The following is a 23,286-nucleotide window of genomic DNA, read 5'->3' as shown; positions in this document are numbered from 1 at the left end:
TTGAGCGCTGGGCAAAAAGCCCAGCTCCGGTCATAGTGGTTCCTCGAAGGATGGTTCGGATGCGCCCTGTCAGCTTCGCCGGTCTGGTCGCCCTGGCGTCCGCTTTCGCGGGCGCGCCGCCGGCTGCCGCGCAGGTGCTGCCCCTGGAGATGATCCTGCCGCCCAAGCGCCCGATCACCCAGGGCTTCGCGCCGGCGGCCTCCGCGCTCCCGACCTCGTCCTTCCACCGGGTATCCGCCACCGCTTCCGGCGGCACGGCCGCGCCGCCGGCAAGACCCGTCGTCACGCGGCCGGCGAACGCCGAGCAGGTCCTGGCAGCCACGGCGCCCCTGCCCCCGGCCCGTCCAGTCGTCGCCGAGGCCGCATCACAGGCGCCGCCGGAAGCCGAACCGATCACCATCGCGGCCAAACCCATCGTGACCGCCTCCATGGGCCCGGTCGGCCAGGGCCAGCCACTGCCGAACAGCGCCGTCGTGGAGCGGGCGAACGCCTATTTCACGAATCTCAACACGCTGGTGGCCGACTTCACCCAGGTGGGCGGCGACGGGCGGCGGATGGGCGGCACCCTCTATCTCCAGCGTCCGGGCAAGGTGCGCTTCGAATACGATCCTCCGGCGACCCTCGAGGTGATCGCCGACGGGCGCTCCGTCGCGGTGCGCGACCGCAAGCTCGCCACGCAGGACCTCTATTCGATCTCGCAGACGCCTCTGAAATTCCTGCTGCGCGAGCGGGTCAGTCTCGGCCAGGACATCAAGATCACCGGCATCAGCAGCGAGCCCGACGCGGTGCGCATCAACCTGGAGGACTCGAGCACCCTGGGCGGCACCTCCCGGATCACCCTGTTCTTCGATCCCGAGGTGCGGGATCTCAGCCAGTGGCGAATCGTGGATGCCCAGGGCTTCCAGACGGTCGTGGTGCTGAACCAGGTCCAGAAGGGCCGCCGGATCGACCAGGATCTGTTCCGGATCCAGTACGAGGAGATCCGGGGCGACCACAGGTAAGCCTTACCGGCCCCGCATCAGCGGGCCCGCAGCCCTTCCCTCTGGGAAAAATCTGTCGTAGCCCGGGACGACTGATCGAGGGGCCGCTTTCCGTGAAACTCACCGTCTCCACCTGGAACATCAATTCCGTCCGCCTGCGCATCGACCAGGTCGCCCGCTTCCTGAAGGAGCGGCGCCCCGATATCCTGTGCCTGCAGGAAACCAAGTGCCCGAACGACAAGCTGCCCCTGAAGGACCTGCAATCCTTCGGCTATCCCTTCGTGGTCCATATGGGCCAGAAGGGCTACAACGGCGTGGCGATCCTGTCGCGCTATCCCTTCTCGGAAACGAGCGTGATGGAGATGTGCGGCCGCCATGACGCCCGCCACATCACCGTCACCCTGAGCCCTCAGGCCAAGGCCGCCGCGGGCATCACGATCCATAATTTCTACGTGCCCGCGGGCGGCGACATTCCCGACCCGGAGATCAACGAGAAATTCCGCCACAAGCTGGATTTTCTGGCCGAGATGCGGGCCTGGGGCGCGAAGGCGAAGCCCACCTCCGGCCCGGCGATCCTCGTAGGCGACCTGAACGTGGCGCCGCTCGAGCACGATGTGTGGAGCCACAGGCAGCTCCTCGACGTGGTGAGCCACACGCCGGTGGAGACGGAAGCCCTGGAGGAGCTGCGCCAGGAGGCGGGCTGGACCGACGCCATGCGCCACCTGCGGCCGGAACCGGAGAAGATCTATTCCTGGTGGAGCTACCGCTCTCCCGATTGGGCCGCCGCCGACAAGGGCCGCAGGCTTGACCACATCTGGATCTCGGACGCGCTGAAAGGCTCGCTTCGCGCCGTGGACGTGACCCGCGACACCCGCGGCTGGGAGCGCCCCTCCGATCACGCGCCCGTCACGATGGAGCTGGAACTCTGAGATTGCCGGGCATCCCGAGCCGATCTCACGTTCGGGATGCGACGTCATGAGACAGGAGACAGGAGCACCCCCGCAAGCCAGACGCAAGCCCGGCGTCGTAGTGGCGACTAGATTCGAAACAGCCATGCCTTGGGGGGCACCGAATGGTCTTCAAACTGCGTTCGATCAAGAGCCGCGTCCTGCTGCTTGCGGGAGCAGGTTTCATAGGGGCCTGCACGATCCTGACCTTTGCAGGCACCCAGATCATGATGAACTCGGGGCGCGACGAGGCCGTCGTCACGGCGAAGGCGCTGCTCAACCAGTACAAGGGACTCGTGCAAGCCAGAATCGGTCAGGCCATTTCAGCTGCAACGCTCATGCGATCCACGGCGGAAGCCATCGTGTACGATTACAAAGTGGAGCGCGGCGAGCTTGCGGAGATTCTGGCGCGGGCCGTGGAGGTCCAGCCCAATCTCATCGGCATGACGCTCGCCTTCGAGCCCGACGCCATGGACCGGCAGGACAAGACGTTCCTGGCGGATCCCTATTCGGACCCGAGCGGCCGGTTCAGCCCCAATTTCTACTGGACCAAGGACAGGAAGGTCACGGTCGACCCGATCAACCTGACCAGCAAGCCTGAGACGATCGCGAACTGGTACACGAAGCCCCTTCGCGACAATCGCGACCAGATCGTTCCGGCCTATCCCTATCAGGTGGACGGCGAGAGCGTCCTCATGTCCACCGTGAGCGTCGTCGTTCGCCGCGACGGCACGCCCATCGGCATTGTCTCCGCCGACATGGACCTCGACACGATCTCGGATACGATTGCCGCCCTCAAGCCTTTCGAGGAAGGCACCGTGAGCCTGATCGGCGCGGGAGGCCTGTGGGTTGCCAACAAGGATGCGCAGCTCCTCGGAAAGCCCGCCAATGATACGATTCTGGCAGAACTCACCACCAAGGCCAAAACCTCAGAGGTTGGCTTCGCGGATGCGATGGTCACGGATGAATCCGGCACTGAAATCTATCGCGCCGTCGTCTCCGTCACCTTCCCGGGCATCGAAGAGCCGTGGCTCCTGGCCATCTCGGTTCCGGCCGATGCCATGGTCGCGGGGGTCATCGAAGCGCGCAACCTGATGCTGCTGACCGCGGCCGGCCTTCTCGCCCTGGCGCTGCTGGGCGCCTGGTGGGCGGCCCGCTCGCTCGCCGCGCCCATCGTGCGCATGACGGCCACCATGAAAACCCTCGCGCAGGGCGAGACGAACATCGAGGTGGCCGACACCGACCGCGTCGACGAGATCGGCGCCATGGCCGGCGCGGTGCAGGTCTTCAAGGACGCCCTGATCGCCAAGCGGCAAGCCGACGAGGCCGCCGCCGCCGAGGCGGATGCCAAGATGCGCCGTGCGCAGATGCTCGACCAGCTCACCCGGCAGTTCGAGGCCAATGTGTCCGTGCTCACCGCCAGCCTCTCCGCCGCAGCCACCGAGATGGAAGCGACGGCCCGGTCGATGACGTCGGTGGCCGACCAGACCACCCATCAGTCGGCGAGCGTCGCCTCGGCGGCCGGGCAGACCTCCGCCAATGTGCAGACGGTGGCCGCCGCCACCGAGGAGCTGTCGATCTCGATCCGCGAGATCGCCGAGCAGGTCGGCCAGTCCTCGCGCATCGCCGAGCAGGCGGTGTCGGATGCGCAGCGCACCAACGAGACGGTGCAGGCACTCGCCACCTCCGCCGAACGCATCGGAGACGTGGTGCAGCTCATCAACAATATCGCCTCGCAGACCAACCTCCTGGCGCTCAACGCCACCATCGAGGCGGCCCGCGCGGGCGAAGCCGGCAAGGGCTTCGCCGTGGTGGCGTCCGAGGTCAAGCACCTTGCCACCCAGACCTCGAAAGCCACCGAGGAGATCTCGGCTCAGATCGCCTCCGTGCAGCAGGCCACCGCCGAGGCCGTGCAGGCCATCCAGGCCATCGCCCGCACGATCGGCGAGATGTCGCAGATCTCGGTCTCGATCGCGGCCGCCATGGAAGAGCAGGGAGCGGCCACGGCCGAAATCTCCCGCAACGTCCAGGAAGCCGCGCGCGGCACGGAAGCCGTGACCGGCAACATCGACGAGGTGCGTCAGGGCGCGGGCGAAACCGGCCTGGCGGCCTCGCAGGTGCTGAGCTCGGCGCAGGAACTGGCGCGTCACTCCGAGACGCTCAGCCGCGAGGTCGGCTCGTTCCTGTCCGGCGTGAAGGCGGCTTAGGGGCGGCGCGAGATCTCGGGTACCGGATCGATCCGGTGCATCCTTCCGCACGATGCGCCCGCAACCCTCACTCGTCCTCGGAGCGCCGGGCGGGTCTCTCCTCGCCGTCGATGGCGATGAGCTGCTGGCGCACCCGCTCGAGGCCCTGCGTCAGACGGGCCAGTTCCTCCGCCATGGCGTCCTGCATGGCGGCGGCGGCGGCGGGAAACTCCTCCAGCACGCGGCGCATGAGGCTCGGGGTCACCCGGATCACGGTGGATGGTTCCTGGGCGGTCGCCGTGGCCGGCCGGGCGATGCGCGTGAACAGGGCGGCTTGGCCGATCAGGGCCCCCGGACCTGCCACGAAGGCCGCCGGCGAGCCGTCCTCGCTGGCGTCGAGCGCGATGGCGCCTTGGCTCACCACATAGCCCCCGTCCGAGCGGTCGCCCTTGCGGAACAGCACGTCGCCCTCGCGGAGGCTCCTGTTTTCCGACGCGAAGGCGACGAGGCGCAGGGCATCCCGCTCCAGCAGATTGAACAGGGGAGCCTGGGAGAGAACCGCGATGTCGTCGTCGAGCGCCATGGCTGCCTCAAGGGATCAGCTTGTAGCCACCGGGCTCGGTGACGAGAATGCGGGCATTGGAGGGATCTGCCTCGATCTTCTGGCGCAGCCGGTAGATATGCGTTTCCAGCGTATGGGTGGTCACGTTGGAATTGTAGCCCCAGACCTCCGTGAGCAGCGTCTCGCGCCCCACAACCGCCTGGCCGGCGCGGTAGAGATAGCGCAGGATCGCGGTTTCCTTCTCGGTCAGCTTGAGCTTCGAACCCTTCTCGTTGGTGAGCAGCTTCGACCCCGGACGGAAGGTATAGGGGCCGATCTGGAACACCGCGTCCTCACTCGCCTCGTATTGGCGCAGCTGCGCCCGGATGCGGGCGAGGAGGACCGCGAACTTGAACGGTTTCACCACGTAATCGTTGGCGCCGGCTTCCAGGCCCATCACGGTGTCGTTGTCCGATCCCTGACCGGTGAGCATGATGATCGGGCTGCGGAAGCCGTTCTGGCGCATGGTCTTCACGGCCTCTCGCCCATCCATGTCGGGCAGGCCCACATCCATGATGGCGAGGTCGATCCGGTCCCCCTTCACCGCCTCGATGGCGGCCGCGGCACTCTCCACGGTGGTGACCTGAAACTCCTCGTGAAGTCCCAGCTGCTCGGCCAGGGTGTCGCGCAGGTCCTGATCGTCGTCCACGACGAGGAGGCGGCTGGCATTCGACATTTCAAACCCTTCACACGATGAACAGAGACAAACCGGGCGGCGTCCCAGGACCGGATGCGAACTCCGCTCCTGCGCCCTCACGCATGATCGCCAAGCCGGCCGGCCGGGTCCTTGCGGCTCCGCCGGCGTCACGCTTCCCACTTTCGGATCACGCCCGTTGCATTAGAGTAGTCATTCCCAGCTTGACAACAAGAGGCGGGGCCCGCCCTTCCACGGCTATGAAACGAACCAGCGTCGACATCATCCGCGTTCACCGTTCTCCCCTCGATCACCGCCGGGGCCGGCTGACGGCCGGCACTCTCACTCTCCCCTGCGCGCTCGGACGTTCAGGGACGAGCCGCGCCAAGCGCGAAGGCGACGGCGCCTCGCCGGTCGGGCGCTTTGGCCTGCTGCAGGCCTTCTACCGGGCCGATCACGGTCCCCGGCCCCGCACGGGCCTGAGGCTGCGCCCCATCCGGCCGACGGACGGCTGGTCGGACGACGTGGGCGACCGGCGCTACAACACGCTCGTCCCGCTCCCCTGCCCCACGAGCCACGAGAGGATGTGGCGCGACGATCATCTCTACGACGTGGTGGTCGATATCGCCTGGAACCGGGGTCCCATCAGACGCGGCCGCGGCAGCGCCATCTTCCTCCATCTCGCCCGTCCGGGCTTCCTGCCGACCGAAGGCTGCGTGGCCGTGGATCCGCGCAAGATCCGGCGCCTCCTGGGGCGGATCGGGCCGAAGACACGCATCGAGATCGTCGGCTGACCCATGATCCTGGCGCGGCCGCCGCCCTGCCTCTCCGCTGCCTCGCATTCGCTCCTGAAAGCGCGGACGGGATGGTTCAGGCCTATTCTCGGGCGGCTGGGCTAACCTTTCGCCGGCCGCGCCCCGAAAATCGCGCTGCCCACGCGCACATGGGTCGCGCCGAGCTGGATCGCCGCGTCGAAATCGGCGCTCATGCCCATGGAGAGCGTTGTCAGTCCGTGCCGCTTGGCAATGGTGTTGAGGAGCGCGAAATGCGGCGAGGGCGGATCCTCCGCCGGGGGGATGCACATGAGGCCCTCGATCGCGAGCCCGTATCGGGCGCGGCAGGCCTCCAGAAAGGCATCCACCTCGGCGGGAATCACCCCGCCCTTCTGCGGCTCCTCGCCCGTGTTCACCTGAACGAGCAGGCGGGGCGTCCTGCCCTGCTGGGCGATCTCCTTGGCGAGCGCCTCCGCGAGGGAGGGCCGGTCGAGGGTGTGGATCACGTCGAAGAGTTCCACCGCCTCCCGGGCCTTGTTGGACTGGAGCGGGCCGATCATGTGAAGCTCCACGTCCGGGTAGCGCTCGCGCAGCGTGGGCCACTTGGCCTTGGCTTCCTGAACGTAGTTTTCCCCGAAAACCCGCTGGCCCGCAGCCAGAACCGGCTCGACGGCCTCCGCCGGAAAGGTTTTCGAGACGGCCACGAGGGTGATCCCCGAGGGATCGCGATCGTAGTCCGACGCCGCGCGGCGGATCGCCTCCTGCACGTCTCTCAGGCCTTCGACCGCGTCGTTCTTGCTCATGGGACCCTCTCAAAGCCGCCGCACTCCGCGCGAAACCGTTGACCGCGCGGGAGAGCTGTGTCCTAGTCCGCCGCAGCGTGGCGGCGCAAGCCGCTTGAATCGTCTTAAAGCCTGATCCGGTGAAGCGGACGCCGCTCCACCGATAAGATCATGCGGTGACAGGAACAAGTGAGCAGGACACCGTTCCTGCTCGAAACGACGGATGTGCTGACGAAGATGAGGCCCGAGCGCTACAACGCCAAGGAAGCCGAGCTGAAATGGCGGACGGTCTGGAACGACCGCAACCTGTTCAAGACCGACAACGACGACCCGCGTCCGAAATATTACGTGCTCGAGATGTTCCCCTATCCGTCAGGGCGCATCCACATGGGCCACGTGCGCAACTACACCATGGGCGACGTGGTGGCGCGCTACAAGCGGGCCAAGGGCTTCAACGTGCTTCATCCGATGGGCTGGGACGCCTTCGGCATGCCGGCGGAGAACGCCGCCATGCAGAACAAGGTCCACCCCAAGGAATGGACCTACGCCAACATCGCCACCATGCGCGCCCAGCTGCAATCCATGGGCCTGTCGCTCGACTGGAGCCGCGAGGTCGCCACCTGCGATCCGAGCTACTACAAGCACCAGCAGCGCATGTTCCTCGATTTCCTCGAGGCGGGCCTCGTCGACCGCAAGACCGCGAAGGTGAACTGGGATCCGGTGGACCACACCGTTCTTGCCAACGAGCAGGTGATCGACGGGCGCGGCTGGCGCTCCGGCGCGCTCGTGGAGCAGCGCGAGCTGACCCAGTGGTTCCTCAAGATCACCGACTACGCTCAGGACCTCGACGACAGGCTCGACACCCTCGACCGCTGGCCCGAGAAGGTGCGCCTGATGCAGCGCAACTGGATCGGCCGCTCGGAGGGCCTGCTGGTGCGCTTCGCCCTACAGCCCGGCACCACGCCGAACGGCGAGACCGAGCTCGAGATCTACACCACGCGTCCCGACACGCTCTTCGGCGCCAGGTTCATGGCGGTCGCCCCCGATCACCCGCTGGCCAGGGCCGCTGCCGCGACGAACCCGGAGCTGGCCGCCTTCATCGAGGAATGCAAGCGCGTCGGCACCGCGCAGGAGGCGATCGAGAAGGCCGAGAAGCTCGGATTCGACACCGGGATCCGCGCTGTGCATCCCTTCGACCCGACCTGGACGCTGCCGGTCTATGTGGCGAATTTCATCCTGATGGAATACGGCACCGGCGCGATCTTCGGCTGTCCGGCGCACGACCAGCGCGACCTGGATTTCGTTAACAAATACGGCCTGGGCAACACGCCGGTCGTGTGCCCGCCGGACCAGGACCCGGACAGCTTCGTCATCACGGACACCGCCTACGACGGCGAGGGCCGGCTGATCAATTCGCGCTTCCTCGACGGCCTGTCCATCGCGCAGGCCAAGGAAGAGGTCGCCCGGCGTCTCGAGACGGAAACCCGCGACAACCGTCCGGTGGCCGAGCGCAAGGTGAATTTCCGCCTGCGCGACTGGGGTATCTCGCGCCAGCGCTACTGGGGCTGCCCGATCCCGATCATCCATTGCGACGATTGCGGCGTGGTCCCCGTGCCGAAGGACCAGCTGCCTGTCGTGCTGCCGGAGGACGTGTCCTTCGACGTGCCCGGAAACCCGCTCGACCGTCACCCGACCTGGACGCACGTGGACTGCCCGAATTGCGGCAAGGCCGCCCGCCGCGAGACGGACACCATGGACACCTTCGTGGATTCGTCGTGGTACTTCGCCCGCTTCACGGACCCGACCCTTGACAACGAGCCCACGAACCGCGCCACGGTCGATTCCTGGCTGCCGGTCGACCAGTATATCGGCGGCATCGAGCACGCGATCCTGCACCTGCTCTATTCGCGCTTCTTCACCCGCGCGATGAGGAAGACCGGCCATGCCGGTCTGGACGAGCCTTTCGCGGGCCTCTTCACGCAAGGCATGGTGGTGCACGAGACCTACAAGGATTCGAGCGGCGCCTGGGTTCTCCCCAGCGACGTGCGGTTCGAAACCCAGGGCAATCTGCGCAGGGCCTTCCATGTGGAGACTGGCGCACCGATCGAGATCGGCTCCATCGAGAAGATGTCGAAGTCGAAGAAGAACACGGTCGATCCGGACGAGATCATCGCGTCCTACGGCGCCGACACCGCACGCTGGTTCATGCTCTCCGACTCCCCACCCGAGCGCGACGTGATCTGGACCGAGGAGGGCGTGCAGGGCGCCGGCCGCTTCGTGCAGCGCGTCTGGCGCCTCGTGGGCGAGATCGCCGACCGCATGGCCGGCGGTGATGGGCCAGCGGCCGAGGGGCCGATCGGGCTCAGCCTTCGCAAGGCCGCGCACAAGGCTCTCGCGGCCGTGGAGGAGGACGTGGAGCGCCTGCGCTTCAACCGCTGCGTGGCCCATCTCTACGAGCTTGCCAACAGTCTCCAGGACCTGGTGAACCAGGCCAGGACCGCGGACGAGCCTGGCCTGTCCACTGCCTTCGCGGAGGCCGGCCGCATCTTCGTGCAGCTGCTCGCTCCGATGATGCCCCATCTGGCGGAGGAATGCTGGGAAGCCCTTGGCCAGCAAGGCCTCGTAACCGACACGGCCTGGCCCGTCCTCGACCGCTCGCTGCTGGTCGAGGACACGATCACCCTGCCCGTCCAGGTCAACGGCAAGAAGCGCGCCGACGTGACCGTGGCGCGCGATGCGGATCAGGCTGCGGTCGAGGCGGCCGTGCTCTCGCTAGAGGCCGTGCAAAAGGCTATGGAAGGAAAGCCTGCCCGCAAGATCATCGTCGTCCCCCAAAGGATCGTGAATGTCGTCGTTTAATCTGAAGAGCATGGCCCGCATCGCCCGCGTCGCGGGCCTCACGGCCGGCCTTTCCCTCGGCCTGACCGCCTGCTTCAAGCCGCTCTACGGGCCCACGGCCTCCGGCGAATCGCTCCAGACGGTCCTGGCTTCCATCGACGTTCCCGAGATCGCCTGGCCGGACAGCCAAGCGGTGATGGGACATTATCTGCGCAGCGAGCTGATCTACGCCCTGAACGGCTCCGGCTCGGAGACGCCGAAACGCTACGTGCTGAAACTCGCCCTCGCCCGCTCGCTCTCCACCCCTATCGTCGATACGGAGACGGGGCGTGCGACCTCGGCCATCGTGGGCGGGACGGTCACCTACACACTGACGAGCCTCGACGGGACCCGGGTTTATACCCAAGGCTCGGCGACCTCCTCGACGAGCTACGACCGCTATCAGCAGCGTTTTGCCACCGTGCGCGCGGGCCGCGATGCGGAGATCAGGCTCGCCAGGGTCCTGGCGGAACAGATCAAAACCCGTCTGGCGGCGACGCTCTCTGCTGGCAGCTGAAGCATTTTCCGCAAAAGTGGGTCCGGTTTTGCGAAAGAAAATGCGTCTTTTCAAGAACTTAGAACATCTTCCCCCTTTAAGAGGGATGTTCTGACATGGTCGCCGTCAAGGCCGGCGACGTGGAAGGGGCGCTGCGGCGGCCCGACCCGCGGATCGGCGTGTATCTGTTCTACGGACCCGACATGGGCCTGATCAACGAGCGCGCCCGCGCCGTCGCGGAGCGCGCGGTGGACGATCCCTCCGACCCGTTCCAGCTCATCCGCATCGACGGCGACGACATCGCCTCGGATCCGGCCCGCCTCGCGGACGAGGCCGGCACCATGGGCCTGTTCGGCGGGAAGCGCGCCATCTGGGTCAAATCCACGTCGCGCAACATCGCCCCCGCGGTCGATGCCGTGCTCAAGGGCGACCTGCAGGACACTGTCATCGTCATCGAAGGCGGCGATCTGCAGAAATCGTCCCCCTTGCGCACCCTTTGCGAACGCTCGCAGAAGGCGCTTGCCCTGCCCTGCTATGCCGATACGGGCCGCGATCTCGGGGCCGTCGTGGACGAAACGTTGAAGAACGGCGGCTTTGCGATCGGGCGCGAGGCCCGTGCGGCGCTGATCGCGAGCCTCGGCGGCGATCGCCTGGCGACGCGGGGCGAACTCGCGAAGCTCATGCTCTACGCGCATGGAAAGCGCGAAATCACCCTTGAGGACGTCGACGCCATCATGAGCGACGTCTCAAGCCTTGCGATGGACGCCGTGGTGGACGCCGCTTTCGGCGGAGACGGCACGAATCTGGAAATCGGCTCAAGGCGCTTGGCGGCGGAGGGAGTTCATGCCTCCGTGCTGCTGGGGGCGGCGTTGCGCCATGCTCTCATGTTGCTCACGGCCCGCCAAACGGTGGAGGAAGGGCGACCCATCCCGGCCGTGATGGAAACCATGCGCAGCCTGCATTTCCGCAGAAAGCCCCTGGTGGAGCGGCACCTCCAGCGCTGGACGAGCGAGAGCCTCAAGACGGCAATCGCCCTCCTCCAGGCCTGCCTCCTGGACACGCGCCGCCTGTCGGCCCTCGATGATGCGATTGCCGCCAAGGCTCTCCTCGACCTCGCGCGTATGGCGCGGCGGTAAATCTGGCAGGAGCGTCCATTCAGTGTCATTCCCGGCCGGAAGCGGCAGAGCCGCTGGAGGAGAAGGGAATCCGTGGCTGGCGTGTGGGAGCGGATCCCCTTCCCGGTCCTGCGGGAAGCCGTGGATGACATGGACACCGTCGTGAACCACCTGCGTCATGGCCGGGACGAGGTCGGCGATATCCAAAAAGCCAAGATCCTGATCTGAAACAGGTTTTTACGGATTCAGCCGTCGGCACAATCCGTCGAGTTGCTCCAAGGTCTTGTAGCGTATGCGCAATTCGCCGCCGTTGCCCTTGTGATCGATGGAGACGGTGAGACCCAGGACGTCCTGGAGAACCTGCTCCAGGGCGCGGGTGTCGGGATCCTTCTCCATTTTGGGCTTGGCCGATTTCGTCTCGAGCCTGGACGGTGCGGCGCTTTCCGCCTGCGCGATCGCCTCGACCTGGCGCACGCTCAGGCCATGGTCGAGCACCTGCTCGGCGACGGCGACCGGGTCGCTCACGGCGAGAAGCGCGCGGCCATGGCCTGCGGAGAGCTTTCGCTCCACGAGCAGCTTCTTCACGGGAGCCGGAAGGTCGGTAAGGCGCATCATGTTGGCGATGTGGCTGCGGCTCTTGCCGATGATCCTGGAGAGATTCTCCTGGGTATAGGAAAACTCGGCCATCAGCCGCGCATAGCCCTCAGCCTCTTCGATGGGATTGAGGTCGGCGCGCTGGACGTTTTCGAGAATGGCGTATTCGAGCGAGGTCTTGTCGTCGATATGGACGATGACCACCGGCACTTCATGCAGACCCGCCTTCTGCGAGGCGCGCCAGCGACGCTCGCCGGCGACGATCTCGTAGACGTCGCTCTTGTCCGGGATGGGCCGAACCACGATGGGCTGAATGATGCCGCGATCCTTGATGGATTGCGTCAGCTCGTCGAGCTCCGCATCCTCGAAGACCTTGCGCGGGTTTCGCGGGTTCGCGCGCAGGAACTCGACCGGCACCTTCCGGGCGCCGCTTTTGTTGCTTTGGATCGTGCCGATTTCATCGCCGACCTCGCCGATCAGCGCGGCCAGGCCGCGGCCGAGCGATTTCGCTTCTTTCGCCATTGTTCGTCTCAACTCTTGTTACGCCGCGCGCAGGGCGCGCTCGCGCTGAATGATTTCGGATGCCAAACGGAGGTAGGCCTGAGAGCCTGTGCACTTGATGTCGTAGAGCAGCACCGGCTTGCCGTGGGACGGCGCTTCGGACACGCGCACGTTCCGCGGGATCATGGTCTCGTAGACCTTGTCGCCCATGAACTCACGCACATCGGCCACCACCTGCCCCGACAGGTTGTTGCGGGGGTCGAACATGGTGAGCACGACGCCATGGATCGACAGCTTCGGATTGAGAGCGGAACGGACCTGCTCCACGGTCTTGAGCAATTGGCTGAGACCTTCCAGAGCAAAAAATTCGCATTGGAGCGGCACCAGAACCGCGTCAGCTGCCGTCAAGGCGTTGATGGTCAGGAGATTGAGAGAAGGCGGGCAATCGATTAAAACATAGGTAAAGCCTTCATTTACCTGATCGAGGGTCAAGGCTTGAATCGCCTCGCGGAGACGGTGGGCCCGATTGCGCTCGTTGGCGATCTCCAATTCGATGCCGAGCAGGTCGAGAGTCGAGGGTGCGAGCCAGAGACCCGGCACCACGGTCTCGGTGATGCTTTCCGACAGCGAGGCTTCGCCGGCCAGTACATGATAGGTGGACACCGGGCGGTTCTTGCGGTCGATGCCGAGACCCGTCGAGGCATTGCCCTGCGGATCGAGGTCGATGATCAGGACCCTCTCGCCGATGGCCGCCAGAGCCGTGCCGAGGTTGATGGCCGTCGTCGTCTTCCCGACGCCGCCCTTTTGGTTGGCGACAACGAGAATACGCGGCTTGATACCACGCGCTCCGTCTTGGGATTCGCTGGAGTCGGTCATCATGTCAGGCTCTCGATGGAAGTTATGCGAAGAATCCTGGCCTCGGAATCGGTACGGCTCGGCAGGATATCTGCCTTGAATGTCCACCTTTTCCGGGCCTCGGTCAATTCGGACTCGGCATCCCGCCCCTTGGGAAACAGGCCGATTGTCCCCGCTTTCAACATGGGTTCCGTCCATTCCAGCAACTGAGGCAGGGCGGCGAGAGCCCGCGCGGAGACCACGTCGGCCTTGCCCACGAAGCTGGGAATGACGACCTCCAACCGGGCCTCATGCACAATGGCCGAGGCTCCAGTGAGACGGGCGATCTGGCGGAGGAAGGCGCATTTTCGGGAATTACTTTCCACGAGATGGACTTTCAGCCCCCTCTCCTGCCCGGCGATGGCGAGCACGAGCCCCGGGAACCCGGCACCGGAGCCGAGGTCGACCCAGGTCTTCGCCTCGGGAGCGAGGTCCAGAAGCTGCAGAGAATCGACGATGTGGCGGTCCCAGATCCGATCGAGGGTCGCCGGACCCACGAGGTTCTTGATGGCCTGCCAGCGGCGAAGCTCGCGCTCCAAGATATTGAGCTTGTCTCTTGTTTCACGTGAAACATTCAGGTCCGCGGGCGACGGGGCAGAGCTGGTCATGATGCCACCGGATCGGCAGGACGGATCGACGCCTTCCCTGACGTTTTCTTGGCATGGGCCGCGAGCAGCGTCAGCGCCGCCGGCGTGATCCCCTCGATCCGCGCCGCCTGGCCGAGAGTCTTGGGGCGAACGAGATCGAGCTTGGCCTTGATCTCGTTCGACAGACCCGGAAGCCCACGGAAGTCGAGCGTCTCTTCGAGCACGATGCCCTCGTCCCGGCGATAGGCCGCGATATCCGCCTGCTGCCGATCGAGATAGACCGCATAGGTCGCGTCCGTTTCCAGCCGCTCCCGAACCTGCGGCGACACCGAGCCGAGCTCCGGCCAGACCCGGGCGAGATTGACCCAGCCGATCGCCGGATAGGACAGGAGCTGATAGGCGCTGCGGCGAAGGCCGTCCTGGTTGAGACCAAGCCCGTGTCGCGCCGCTTCCTGCGGCGTCAGGCTCAAAACCTGAAGCCTCTCGCGAATCCTACGGATCTCCTCCTGGGCCGTCCGGAAATGCGCCTCGCGCCGCGTGCCCACACACCCGATCTCCAGGCCCTTCCCCGTCAGGCGCTCATCCACATTGTCGATGCGCAGGCTCAGGCGGTATTCCGACCGGGAGGTGAACATCCGGTAGGGCTCGCTTACACCGCGGGTGACCAGATCGTCGATCAGGACGCCGATATAGGACTCGGCCCGGTCGAAGATCACGTTTTCCTGCCCCGCTGCGCGGCGCGCGGCGTTGAGGCCCGCCACGAGGCCCTGCGCACCCGCCTCCTCGTAACCCGTGGTGCCGTTGATCTGGCCGGCGAGGAACAGGCCGCGGACAGCCTTGGTCTCGAGCCCGGCTGTCAGGTTTCGGGGGTCCACATAATCGTATTCGATGGCATACGCCGGCTGGAGCATGCGCGCCCGTTCGAGGCCCGGAATGTGCTTCAGGAAGGCGAGCTGCACGTCCTCCGGCAGGGAGGTCGAAATGCCGTTCGGATAGACCGTGACGTCGTCGAGCCCCTCCGGTTCCAGGAAGATCTGGTGCCCGTCGCGGTCGCCGAAGCGCACCACCTTGTCCTCGATGGAGGGGCAATAGCGCGGGCCGGTGCCCTGGATATCACCGGAATACATGGCGGAGCGGTGCAGGTTGGCCCGGATCAGGTCATGCACCTTGGCGGTGGTGCGGGTGATGCCGCATTCGATCTGAGGCGTGGTGATCCGGTCCGTCAGCAGGGAGAACGGCACCGGCTCGTCATCGGCCGCCTGCTTGTCGACGCCAGCCCAGTCGATGGTCCGGCCATCGAGGCGCGGCGGCGTACCGGTCTTGAGGCGCCCGAGGGTGAAGCCGAGCCGGGCGAAGGTTTTGGGGAGACCGAGCGAAGGGCGTTCGCCCATGCGGCCGGCCGGGATCTTCTTCTCGCCGATATGGATCAGCCCGGTCAGGAAGGTGCCGGTCGTGATGACCACGGCCCCCGCACCGAGCCGGCGCCCGTCGCTTAAGCGGAGACCGGCCACGCGCCCGTCGCGGACGAGGAGGTCGTCCGCCTCTCCCTCCACGATGGTAAGGTTCCCGGTCCCGATCAGCTCGGCCTGCATGGCCCGGGCGTAGAGCTTCCGGTCGGCCTGAGTGCGGGGGCCGCGCACGGCGGGACCCTTGCGGCGATTCAGGAGCCTGAACTGGATTCCGGCCCTGTCGGCGATACGGCCCATGGCTCCGTCGAGAGCATCGATCTCGCGCACCAGATGGCCCTTGCCGAGACCGCCGATGGCCGGGTTGCAGGACATGGCGCCGATGGTGGCGAGCTTATGCGTCACGAGGGCCGTCCGGGCGCCCATGCGCGCGGATGCGGCCGCGGCCTCGGCGCCTGCATGGCCGCCACCGACCACGACGACGTCGAACATGTCGAGGGAAGGGATCTGACTCACCGAATTCTCCATGCCTGGGGTCTAAAACCTCACGGTGGTCAGGTCAAAAGGGCAAAATGTTCCACGTGAAACATTCGGCCTCTCCACCAGCTTCACACAAGGTTCCCACAGGCTGTGCAGAGAGGATTCACCACCATTCAGGCGATTCGTGAACAGGATTTCAGCAGAGGGTCACAGATTCGCCCTGCCCCTCCCGCGAAGGCTATTTCCCGATACAGAAACTGGAAAACAGCCGGTCCAGCACGTCCTCCACATCCACCCGGCCGGTGATTTCCCCCACCGCCCGCGAGGCGAGGCGCACCTCCTCGGCGGCCAGTTCAAGTGGGCCGCCTTCCGCCAACAGCCCTCGCCCAGCCGCAAGAGAATGGTGGGCGCGTTCGAGTGCCCGGCGGTGGCGCTCCCGGGTGAGGAGGGCATCGCCCTGGCCGAGGGCGGACTCCGCCTCCCGCGAGAGGGCCGCGATCAGCGCCGGGAGACCCTCCCCTGTCGCGGCTGAGATCAGAACATCGCAGTCGCGGCGGCTCCGGCTGAGATTGGCCCATTCGAGATCCGCCTTGGTGCCGACCTTCAGAAGCCGCCGGGCCGGCGGTGGCTCGGTCTCCCCTTCCCCGGGCGGGATGAGCCAGAGCACGAGATCCGCATCCTGCGCCCGGGCCCTGGCTCGGGCGACACCCTCCTGCTCGATCGCATCGCGGCTCTCCCGCAGGCCCGCCGTATCCACGATGACCACCGGAAGCCCGCCGAGATCGCAATGCACCTCGATCATGTCGCGGGTCGTTCCGGCCACGGGGGAGACGATGGCTACATCCCTCCGGGCCAGGGCGTTGAGCAGGGTGGACTTGCCGGCATTCGGCGATCCGGCCAGCACCACGGTAAAGCCCTCCCGCAGGCGCTCGCCGCTGCGGTTCGAGAGCGCCTGCCCGATATCGCCGTGGAGGCGGTCGAGCCGCGCCAGGATGTCGGCCTCCAGATCCTCCGGCACGTCGCCTTCGTCGGAGAAGTCGAGGCTCGCCTCGAGGAGCGCAAGCGCCTGGAGGATCTCCTCGCGCCAGCGCTCGGTCGTCTCGCCGAGGCGGCCTTCGAGCTGGAGCATGGCCTGCCGGCGCTGGGCCTCGGTTTCCGCATCGATCACATCGGCCAGGCCCTCGACCTGGGACAGGTCCATGCGCCCGTTGAGAAACGCCCGGCGGGTGAACTCGCCCGCCTCGGCCGGGCGGCAATCGGGGATCGCGCCCAGAGCCTTCAGCACCGCCGCCCGCGTGGCGAGGCCGCCATGGATATGGAGCTCCGCCTGGTCCTCGCCGGTGAAGCTGCGCGGCCCCGGCATCCACAGAACCAGCGCCTGGTCCAGGGGCTCGCCGGCGCCGGGGTCGCGCAGGATGCGCACGGCCGCATGCCGCGGCTCCGGCACGCTGCCGCCGAGAACCTCGATCACGGTCCGGCTCTGCGGCCCGCTGATCCGGACGATGGCCACGGCCGCGCGTCCATGGCCGGAGGCGATGGCGAAGATGGTGTCATCGGAGCGCATGGGCATGAACCTTTTTGGACCTCTTCCGGGACAGGGCGATTATGACTGATGAAGGCCTGAAGCGAAGCGGCACAGGGATCGGATCCGGTTCGGACCGATCAGGCCATCCGCTTGAGCCGCACCCTTTCGGAGCAGGATCCATGAACCGCCTCACGAATGCCAGCTCACCCTATCTCCTGCAGCACAAGGACAATCCTGTCCATTGGTGGGAATGGAGGCCCGAAGCCTTGGCCGAGGCCCAGCGGCTCAACAAGCCCATTCTCATCTCCATCGGCTATGCCGCCTGCCACTGGTGTCACGTGATGGCCCACGAGAGCTTCGAGGATCCGGACGTGGCGGCGGTCATGAACGAGCTTTACGTGAACATCAAGGTCGACCGGGAGGAACGCCCTGACGTCGACCATGTCTATATGAGCGCCCTCCATCTTCTGGGCGAACAGGGCGGCTGGCCGCTCACCATGTTCCTGACCCCGGAGGGCGAGCCGTTCTGGGGCGGCACCTATTTCCCCAAGGAGCCGCGTTTCGGCCGTCCCGGTTTCGTCCAGGTGCTGCGCGAGATCAGCCGCCTCTACCATGCGGAGCCGCAGCGTATCCTCCAGAACCGGGATGCCTTGAAGGCTCAACTGTCACGGGGAGCCGAAACGGACGGAGGCATTCTGGGGCTCGCCGATCTCGACCGCATGGGCCTGCGCCTCACCGAGCTGATCGACACCCGGCATGGCGGTCTTCAAGGCGCGCCGAAATTCCCCAATCCCACGATCCTCGAATACCTGTTCCGCTATGCGGGCCGCGCCGGGGACGGCGGAGCCCGCCATGGCTTTCTCCTCACCCTGGAGCAGATGGCCCTCGGGGGCATTCGCGACCATCTCGGCGGGGGCTTCGCCCGCTACGCGGTGGATGAGCGCTGGCTCGTGCCGCATTTCGAGAAGATGCTCTACGACAATGCGCAGCTGCTGGAGCTCTACGCGCTGGCCCATGCCGAGACCGGCCGCGCCCTGTTCAGGGACGCGGCGGAGGGAATCGTCACCTGGCTCGAACGGGAGATGGTGACGCCGGAGGGTGCCTTCGCGTCCAGCCTCGATGCCGATTCGGAGGGAGAGGAAGGCCGCTTCTACGTCTGGACCCTATCCGAGATCCGCGAGGTTCTCGGAGGCGAGGACGCCGCCTTCTTCGGACGTGTCTACGACATCACCGAGGAGGGAAATTTCGAGGGGAGCAACATCCCGAACCGCCTGATCACCGGCGAGGCCCCTCCTCCCGTGGAGCAGCGGCTCGCCGCCCTACGGGCAAAGCTCCTGGAGCGACGATCCGCCCGTATCCGGCCCGGGCTCGACGACAAGGTTCTGGCCGATTGGAACGGGCTGATGATCGCCGCCCTCGCCCGCGCGGCGCCCCTCCTCGACCGGCCCGACTGGATTGGATTGGCCGAGCGCGCCTATCGTTTCATCAGCGGGACGATGAGCCGGAACGGCCAGCTCGGGCATTCCTGGCGCGGCGGCTCGCTCATCTTCCCGGGCTTCGCGCTCGATCACGCAGCCATGATGCGCGCTGCCCTCGCCCTCCATGAAGCGACCGGCGAGCCAGCCTATGTGCGGGATGCTCAAGTGTGGCGGGACGTGCTGCTCGACGCGTTCATGATCGAGGAGACCGGTTGCCTCGCCATGACGGCCCGCGACGCCGACCCGCTCGTGGTCCGCCCGCAGCCGACCCATGACGAAGCGGTCCCCAACGCCAACGGCGTGTTCGCGGAAGCGCTCGTGCGGCTCGCTCACCTGACGCAGACCGAGGACGATCACCGGCGGGCCACAGAGATCCTGACGCAGCTCCTCGGCGTCGCCCGCTCCTCTCCACTCGGTCACACCTCGATCCTCAACGCCCTCGACCTTCACGTGAGGGGGCTGAGCATCGTCGTCACGGGTCAGGATGCGCAGCCGCTCCAGGCGGCGGCGCTGCGCGTGCCCTATCCCGACCGGAGCGTGCGCCTGCTCCGGATGGGTGAGATCCTCGACGCCCACCATCCGGCAAGCGCCCTCGCCTCGTCGGGCAAGGACGCGCAGGCCCTCGTCTGCGCCGGCATGCGCTGTTCGCTTCCGGTCACCACGCCCGAGGCCCTGCAGGCCCAGGTCCGGGAAATGCTGGCCGGATCTTCCGCTACGTAACTCGCTCCGCCTTCGCGGCGGACGGCTTCTCCCTGGGATCCGCAAGCGGCAGGGCCGCATCCGATTTCACCCGGGTCAGGGCGACGTTCGAGCGGATGTCGCCGACCATGGGCAAGGTCAGGAGCTTTTCGGTCAGGAGGCGCTCATAGGCTTTCAGGTTGGCCACCACGATTTCGACGATGAAGTCGGCGGTGCCGGAGACCATGTGGCAGGCCACCACTTCCGGCATCGCCGCCAGATTCGCCTGGAGGGCCGCGGCATTCTCGCGGGAATGCTTCTCCACCTTGATATCGACGAAGACGGTCAGCCCGAGCCCGACCGCCTCCCGGTCGAGGACGGCCCGATAGGCGCGGATGAAGCCCTCCTGCTCCAAACGGCGGACACGCCGCAGGCATGGCGAAGGCGAGAGCCCGACCCGGTCGGCGAGGTCCTGGTTCGTGAGCCGTGCATCCTCCTGCAGGGCGGCCAGGATTCGCAGATCGATCGCATCGAGATCGTGGGTCGGCATGATTTCACCCATTTAGAGGCCTGAACGCAATTTCCTGCCAATAATGGAGCATGACTTGGGTGAACTTCGCAAGGACATGCCTCGCACCGGCAGGGCATGCTCCAACCGATGGAGGCTTGCCATGTCCGAGACGTCCCGCTCCGCTCCCCAATCAGCCGTTCGGCCGATCATCGTCGGCTGGCTTGCAGGCTTTGCCACCGTGTCGATCTGGGCGTTCTGGATCGTGGGCACGCGCCATGCGGTGATGCACCACCTGCCTCCCGCCGCGGTCGGCCTCCTCCGTTTCGGGGTACCGGCTCTCGTGCTGGCCCCGGTCGCCTGGCACATCGGCCTGGTCCCGAAGGGGCTGACATGGATGAAGGGCCTCGGCCTCTTCGGCTCGGGAGCGCCCTTCTTCCTGGTGGTCGCCTTGGGGATGGGGTTCGCTCCCGCGGCGGAGATCGGTCCGCTCCTGCCAGGCACGATGCCGCTCTTCGTGGCCCTGATCGGATGGCTCGTCTTCCGCGAGCGCCTGGAGCGCATCCGGATCGTCGGGTTCCTGCTCATCCTGGCCGGTGTCGTGTGCATCGGCGGATCCGGATTGCTCCTGTCCGGGACCGGCGCATGGCGCGGCCATCTGCTGCTGTTGGGCGGCGCCTGTCTCTGGGGGATCTATACCCACGCCTACCGGCGAAGCGGATTATCCGCCCTGCAGGCAGCGGCCGTCGTCGGCCTCTGGTCCTTCCTGATCCTGATCCCGTTCGGCGCTCCTCCCCTGGCCGCTGCCGTCAGGGACGGGCTCGGTGGCGCCATCGTCGGTCAGCTCCTCCTCCAGGGATTCCTGTCGGGCATCGTCGGGATCGTGCTCTATGGCCTCGCCGTCGACCGGCTCGGCGCCTCCCGCGCGGCGGCCCTCTCGCCTCTGTCCATCGTGCTGGCGGCCCTCATCGCAGTTCCCACTCTCGGAGAAATCCCGGGCTTGGCCGCCATGGCGGGAATCGCTTTGGCGACCTTGGGCGTTGTGTTGGCGAGCGGCGTTCTCCGCCCACCCGCACCGGACGGGAAGGCATGACGCAGCGCGGGACAAGGGAGGCGCGATGTTCTTTTTCTTCTCGAACCGCTTGGGATGCGCAGGATCCCTCCTGATCTCCGCAGCCATCACCCTGCTCATCCTGTTGCTGATCGGTGTGATCTGAAGCATCGGACGAAAAACCCCACCCTCTCGGTCGAGAGGATGGGGTCATGAGCAAAACCCGTCGCTCCGGCGATCAGGTGTTCATCGAATCGAAGAAGTCCTGGTTCGACTTGGTCTGGCGCAGCTTGTCGAGCAGGAACTCGATGGCGTCCACGGTGCCCATCGGATTGAGGATGCGGCGCAGCACGTACATCTTCTTGAGCGTGTCGCTCGCCACCAGCAGCTCCTCCTTGCGGGTGCCCGAGCGGGTGATGTCGATGGCCGGGAAGGTGCGCTTGTCGGCGACCTTGCGGTCGAGGATGATTTCCGAGTTGCCGGTGCCCTTGAACTCCTCGAAGATCACCTCGTCCATGCGCGAGCCGGTATCGATCAGCGCGGTCGCGATGATGGTGAGCGAGCCGCCCTCCTCGATGTTGCGCGCCGCGCCGAAGAAGCGCTTCGGGCGCTGCAGGGCGTTGGCGTCGACACCGCCGGTGAGCACCTTGCCGGAGGACGGCACCACCGTGTTGTAGGCGCGGCCCAGGCGCGTGATCGAATCGAGCAGGATGACCACGTCGCGGCCATGCTCCACGAGGCGCTTGGCCTTTTCGATCACCATCTCGGCGACCTGCACGTGGCGGGTGGCCGGCTCGTCGAAGGTGGAGGCCACGACCTCGCCCTTCACGGAGCGCTGCATGTCGGTCACCTCCTCCGGGCGCTCGTCGATGAGCAGCACGATGAGGTAGCATTCGGGATGGTTCGTGGTGATCGACTGCGCCACGTTCTGCATCAGCACCGTCTTGCCGGTGCGCGGCGGCGCGACGATGAGCGCACGCTGTCCCTTGCCGATGGGCGAGACGATGTCGATGATCCGCGGCGAAAAATCCTTGCGGGTCGGATCGTCGATCTCGAGCTTGAAGCGCTCGGTGGGGAAGAGCGGCGTCAGGTTGTCGAAATGAACCTTGTGCCGGATCTTCTCGGGATCCTCGAAATTGATCGTGTTCACCTTCAGCAGGGCGAAATAGCGCTCGCCCTCCTTCGGGCCGCGGATCGGGCCGTCCACCGTGTCGCCGGTGCGCAGGCCGAAGCGGCGGATCTGCGACGGCGAGACATAGATGTCGTCCGGTCCAGGCAGGTAGTTCGAATCGGCCGAGCGCAGGAAGCCGAAGCCGTCCTGCAGCACCTCGACCACGCCCGCGCCGATGATCTCGACCTCGCGCGCCGCAAGCTGCTTGAGGATCGCGAACATGAGCTCCTGCTTGCGCATCGTGCTCGCGTTCTCGACCTCGAGCTCCTCGGCGAAGGCGATGAGTTCGGTGGGGGATTTGGACTTAAGATCTTGAAGTTTGATTTCCCTCATCGGGGAACACTCTCGGGGTAATAATCGCGGGCAGATGGGCTGTACGCGGGGGAGGGTATGGGGAACATTCGACAGGGCCGCCCGGTTCACGAAGTGTGACTTGAGAGAGCCCGTGGGGCCCGTGCAGCACAACCTGTCTTTTATGGAAGAGGCCTTTCTTATAGCCGCCTTCGCGAATGATCTCAAGTCCCGATTGGATAACCCTTTCGTGAGGGTCGTCCGGGCCGCGAAAAGGCCGGCCGGGGACGACCCGGCCCCGTCAGAACGGCTTCACGATCACGAGGATCACGATGCCGATCATGAGAACCGTCGGCACCTCGTTGAGGATGCGGTAGTACTTCGCGGGCTTCGTGTTCTTGTCGGCGGCGAAATCCTTGAGCCGGCGCACATAGACCCCGTGCAGGCCGGAGAGAGCCAGCACGAGCGCGACCTTCCCATGGAGCCAGCCGGACGTGTACCAGCCCCCGTCCCAGACGAGATAGAGGCCGAGCACCCAGGTGACAATCATCGCCGGGTTGATGATCGCCTTCAGGAGCCGCCGCTCCATGATCTTGAAGGTCTCGGATTGGATCGAGCCCTTCGGCGCTTCGCAATGGTAGACGAAGAGGCGCGGCAGATAGAGCATCCCGGCCATCCAGGCGATGACGGCGACGACGTGGAACGCCTTGAGCCAGAGATACAGCATGGTT

Annotated in this window: 21 protein-coding genes; 10 read left to right on the top strand and 11 right to left on the bottom strand. The window is 66.1% G+C overall.

What is annotated here, in order from left to right:
- Positions 1-59: 59 nt before the first annotated feature.
- The 3 genes from E4K09_RS27790 to E4K09_RS27780 all read left to right on the top strand — a co-directional run bounded on the left by E4K09_RS27790 (position 60) and on the right by E4K09_RS27780 (position 4,134).
- Positions 60-1,001, top strand: coding sequence for an outer-membrane lipoprotein carrier protein LolA (locus E4K09_RS27790; protein WP_244610729.1), 942 nt, complete (start codon positions 60-62; stop codon positions 999-1,001).
- 92 nt (positions 1,002-1,093) lie between these two features.
- Positions 1,094-1,909, top strand: coding sequence for an exodeoxyribonuclease III (xth, locus tag E4K09_RS27785; protein WP_134500833.1), 816 nt, complete (start codon positions 1,094-1,096; stop codon positions 1,907-1,909).
- Positions 1,910-2,052: 143 nt separating this feature from the next.
- The gene (locus E4K09_RS27780; protein ID WP_134500832.1) at positions 2,053-4,134 is read left to right on the top strand and encodes a methyl-accepting chemotaxis protein; all 2,082 of its coding nucleotides are present in this window, start codon (positions 2,053-2,055) and stop codon (positions 4,132-4,134) included.
- Between the two features lie 67 nt (positions 4,135-4,201).
- Here the strand turns inward: E4K09_RS27780 and E4K09_RS27775 are convergent, their stop codons facing one another.
- Positions 4,202-4,696, bottom strand: coding sequence for a cyclic nucleotide-binding domain-containing protein (locus E4K09_RS27775; RefSeq protein ID WP_134500831.1), 495 nt, complete (start codon positions 4,694-4,696; stop codon positions 4,202-4,204).
- Between the two features lie 7 nt (positions 4,697-4,703).
- Entirely contained in the window at positions 4,704-5,390 is a 687-nt protein-coding gene (locus tag E4K09_RS27770; RefSeq protein WP_134500830.1) for a response regulator transcription factor, read from the bottom strand.
- A 218-nt stretch (positions 5,391-5,608) separates the two neighbouring features.
- Between E4K09_RS27770 and E4K09_RS27765 the strand changes: the two genes are divergently transcribed.
- Positions 5,609-6,142 (top strand): L,D-transpeptidase family protein, encoded by a 534-nt coding sequence (locus E4K09_RS27765; protein ID WP_134500829.1) that lies wholly within the window; start codon positions 5,609-5,611, stop codon positions 6,140-6,142.
- 101 nt (positions 6,143-6,243) lie between these two features.
- Here the strand turns inward: E4K09_RS27765 and E4K09_RS27760 are convergent, their stop codons facing one another.
- Entirely contained in the window at positions 6,244-6,924 is a 681-nt protein-coding gene (locus E4K09_RS27760; protein WP_134500828.1) for a YggS family pyridoxal phosphate-dependent enzyme, read from the bottom strand.
- Between the two features lie 216 nt (positions 6,925-7,140).
- Between E4K09_RS27760 and leuS the strand changes: the two genes are divergently transcribed.
- The 4 genes from leuS (at position 7,141) to E4K09_RS30790 (ending at position 11,619) form a co-directional block, all read left to right on the top strand.
- Positions 7,141-9,762 carry a leucine--tRNA ligase gene (leuS, locus tag E4K09_RS27755; RefSeq protein WP_134500969.1) on the top strand — a complete coding sequence of 874 codons (2,622 nt, stop codon included), beginning with the start codon at positions 7,141-7,143 and terminating at the stop codon, positions 9,760-9,762.
- Complete coding sequence (gene lptE, locus E4K09_RS27750; protein WP_134500827.1) at positions 9,749-10,297, top strand: LPS assembly lipoprotein LptE; 549 nt, start codon at positions 9,749-9,751, stop codon at positions 10,295-10,297. Before leuS ends, lptE begins: the two co-directional genes overlap by 14 nt.
- Before the next feature lie 95 nt (positions 10,298-10,392).
- The gene (gene holA / locus E4K09_RS27745) at positions 10,393-11,412 is read left to right on the top strand and encodes a DNA polymerase III subunit delta (RefSeq protein WP_134500826.1); all 1,020 of its coding nucleotides are present in this window, start codon (positions 10,393-10,395) and stop codon (positions 11,410-11,412) included.
- A 72-nt stretch (positions 11,413-11,484) separates the two neighbouring features.
- Positions 11,485-11,619 (top strand): hypothetical protein, encoded by a 135-nt coding sequence (locus E4K09_RS30790; RefSeq protein WP_280177501.1) that lies wholly within the window; start codon positions 11,485-11,487, stop codon positions 11,617-11,619.
- 9 nt (positions 11,620-11,628) lie between these two features.
- Here E4K09_RS30790 and E4K09_RS27740 read toward each other — a convergent pair whose 3' ends face one another.
- From E4K09_RS27740 to mnmE, 5 genes are all read right to left on the bottom strand, one after another.
- Positions 11,629-12,507, bottom strand: a complete 879-nt coding sequence (locus tag E4K09_RS27740; protein WP_134500825.1) for a ParB/RepB/Spo0J family partition protein — start codon at positions 12,505-12,507, stop codon at positions 11,629-11,631.
- An 18-nt stretch (positions 12,508-12,525) separates the two neighbouring features.
- Positions 12,526-13,362: a ParA family protein gene (locus tag E4K09_RS27735; protein ID WP_134500968.1), complete on the bottom strand. Its 837-nt coding sequence runs from the start codon at positions 13,360-13,362 to the stop codon at positions 12,526-12,528.
- Entirely contained in the window at positions 13,362-13,988 is a 627-nt protein-coding gene (gene rsmG / locus E4K09_RS27730; protein ID WP_134500824.1) for a 16S rRNA (guanine(527)-N(7))-methyltransferase RsmG, read from the bottom strand. The genes E4K09_RS27735 and rsmG overlap by 1 nt, the downstream gene beginning before the upstream one ends.
- Positions 13,985-15,865 carry a tRNA uridine-5-carboxymethylaminomethyl(34) synthesis enzyme MnmG gene (gene mnmG / locus E4K09_RS27725; RefSeq protein WP_134500967.1) on the bottom strand — a complete coding sequence of 627 codons (1,881 nt, stop codon included), beginning with the start codon at positions 15,863-15,865 and terminating at the stop codon, positions 13,985-13,987. The genes rsmG and mnmG overlap by 4 nt, the downstream gene beginning before the upstream one ends.
- Positions 15,866-16,091: 226 nt before the next feature.
- Positions 16,092-17,417, bottom strand: a complete 1,326-nt coding sequence (gene mnmE / locus E4K09_RS27720; RefSeq protein ID WP_134500823.1) for a tRNA uridine-5-carboxymethylaminomethyl(34) synthesis GTPase MnmE — start codon at positions 17,415-17,417, stop codon at positions 16,092-16,094.
- Positions 17,418-17,557: 140 nt separating this feature from the next.
- Between mnmE and E4K09_RS27715 the strand changes: the two genes are divergently transcribed.
- Positions 17,558-19,576 carry a thioredoxin domain-containing protein gene (locus E4K09_RS27715; RefSeq protein ID WP_134500822.1) on the top strand — a complete coding sequence of 673 codons (2,019 nt, stop codon included), beginning with the start codon at positions 17,558-17,560 and terminating at the stop codon, positions 19,574-19,576.
- Here the strand turns inward: E4K09_RS27715 and E4K09_RS27710 are convergent.
- Entirely contained in the window at positions 19,569-20,084 is a 516-nt protein-coding gene (locus E4K09_RS27710; protein WP_134500821.1) for an Lrp/AsnC family transcriptional regulator, read from the bottom strand. The two genes, E4K09_RS27715 and E4K09_RS27710, sit on opposite strands and share 8 nt — an antisense overlap.
- A 121-nt stretch (positions 20,085-20,205) precedes the next feature.
- Between E4K09_RS27710 and E4K09_RS27705 the strand changes: the two genes are divergently transcribed.
- Positions 20,206-21,135 (top strand): DMT family transporter, encoded by a 930-nt coding sequence (locus E4K09_RS27705; protein WP_166802542.1) that lies wholly within the window; start codon positions 20,206-20,208, stop codon positions 21,133-21,135.
- Positions 21,136-21,331: 196 nt separating this feature from the next.
- Here the strand turns inward: E4K09_RS27705 and rho are convergent, their stop codons facing one another.
- Together rho and hemJ are read right to left on the bottom strand one after the other, a co-directional pair.
- Positions 21,332-22,597 carry a transcription termination factor Rho gene (rho, locus tag E4K09_RS27700; RefSeq protein ID WP_134500819.1) on the bottom strand — a complete coding sequence of 422 codons (1,266 nt, stop codon included), beginning with the start codon at positions 22,595-22,597 and terminating at the stop codon, positions 21,332-21,334.
- A 259-nt stretch (positions 22,598-22,856) separates the two neighbouring features.
- Positions 22,857-23,282 (bottom strand): protoporphyrinogen oxidase HemJ, encoded by a 426-nt coding sequence (gene hemJ, locus E4K09_RS27695; protein ID WP_193557366.1) that lies wholly within the window; start codon positions 23,280-23,282, stop codon positions 22,857-22,859.
- Positions 23,283-23,286: the final 4 nt, after the last annotated feature.

It is taken from the genome of Microvirga pakistanensis, from assembly GCF_004458765.1.
GTDB lineage: Bacteria > Pseudomonadota > Alphaproteobacteria > Rhizobiales > Beijerinckiaceae > Microvirga > Microvirga pakistanensis.
This window is presented reverse-complemented; position numbering and strand designations above follow the sequence as displayed.

What these genes read in the sequence shown, in the direction of transcription:
- E4K09_RS27780 (WP_134500832.1), top strand. Translation starts at nt 2,053, where the DNA reads ATGGTCTTCAAACTGCGTTCGATCAAGAGCCGCGTCCTGCTGCTTGCG.
- E4K09_RS27705 (WP_166802542.1), top strand. Translation starts at nt 20,206, where the DNA reads ATGTCCGAGACGTCCCGCTCCGCTCCCCAATCAGCCGTTCGGCCGATC.
- E4K09_RS27765 (WP_134500829.1), top strand. Translation starts at nt 5,609, where the DNA reads ATGAAACGAACCAGCGTCGACATCATCCGCGTTCACCGTTCTCCCCTC.
- E4K09_RS27740 (WP_134500825.1), bottom strand. Translation starts at nt 12,507, where the DNA reads ATGGCGAAAGAAGCGAAATCGCTCGGCCGCGGCCTGGCCGCGCTGATC.
- leuS (WP_134500969.1), top strand. Translation starts at nt 7,141, where the DNA reads ATGAGGCCCGAGCGCTACAACGCCAAGGAAGCCGAGCTGAAATGGCGG.
- E4K09_RS27715 (WP_134500822.1), top strand. Translation starts at nt 17,558, where the DNA reads ATGAACCGCCTCACGAATGCCAGCTCACCCTATCTCCTGCAGCACAAG.
- E4K09_RS27790 (WP_244610729.1), top strand. Translation starts at nt 60, where the DNA reads ATGCGCCCTGTCAGCTTCGCCGGTCTGGTCGCCCTGGCGTCCGCTTTC.
- E4K09_RS27735 (WP_134500968.1), bottom strand. Translation starts at nt 13,362, where the DNA reads ATGACCGACTCCAGCGAATCCCAAGACGGAGCGCGTGGTATCAAGCCG.
- rsmG (WP_134500824.1), bottom strand. Translation starts at nt 13,988, where the DNA reads ATGACCAGCTCTGCCCCGTCGCCCGCGGACCTGAATGTTTCACGTGAA.
- mnmE (WP_134500823.1), bottom strand. Translation starts at nt 17,417, where the DNA reads ATGCGCTCCGATGACACCATCTTCGCCATCGCCTCCGGCCATGGACGC.
- holA (WP_134500826.1), top strand. Translation starts at nt 10,393, where the DNA reads ATGGTCGCCGTCAAGGCCGGCGACGTGGAAGGGGCGCTGCGGCGGCCC.
- hemJ (WP_193557366.1), bottom strand. Translation starts at nt 23,282, where the DNA reads ATGCTGTATCTCTGGCTCAAGGCGTTCCACGTCGTCGCCGTCATCGCC.
- rho (WP_134500819.1), bottom strand. Translation starts at nt 22,597, where the DNA reads ATGAGGGAAATCAAACTTCAAGATCTTAAGTCCAAATCCCCCACCGAA.
- E4K09_RS27760 (WP_134500828.1), bottom strand. Translation starts at nt 6,924, where the DNA reads ATGAGCAAGAACGACGCGGTCGAAGGCCTGAGAGACGTGCAGGAGGCG.
- mnmG (WP_134500967.1), bottom strand. Translation starts at nt 15,865, where the DNA reads ATGTTCGACGTCGTCGTGGTCGGTGGCGGCCATGCAGGCGCCGAGGCC.
- E4K09_RS27770 (WP_134500830.1), bottom strand. Translation starts at nt 5,390, where the DNA reads ATGTCGAATGCCAGCCGCCTCCTCGTCGTGGACGACGATCAGGACCTG.
- lptE (WP_134500827.1), top strand. Translation starts at nt 9,749, where the DNA reads ATGTCGTCGTTTAATCTGAAGAGCATGGCCCGCATCGCCCGCGTCGCG.
- E4K09_RS27775 (WP_134500831.1), bottom strand. Translation starts at nt 4,696, where the DNA reads ATGGCGCTCGACGACGACATCGCGGTTCTCTCCCAGGCTCCCCTGTTC.
- E4K09_RS27710 (WP_134500821.1), bottom strand. Translation starts at nt 20,084, where the DNA reads ATGCCGACCCACGATCTCGATGCGATCGATCTGCGAATCCTGGCCGCC.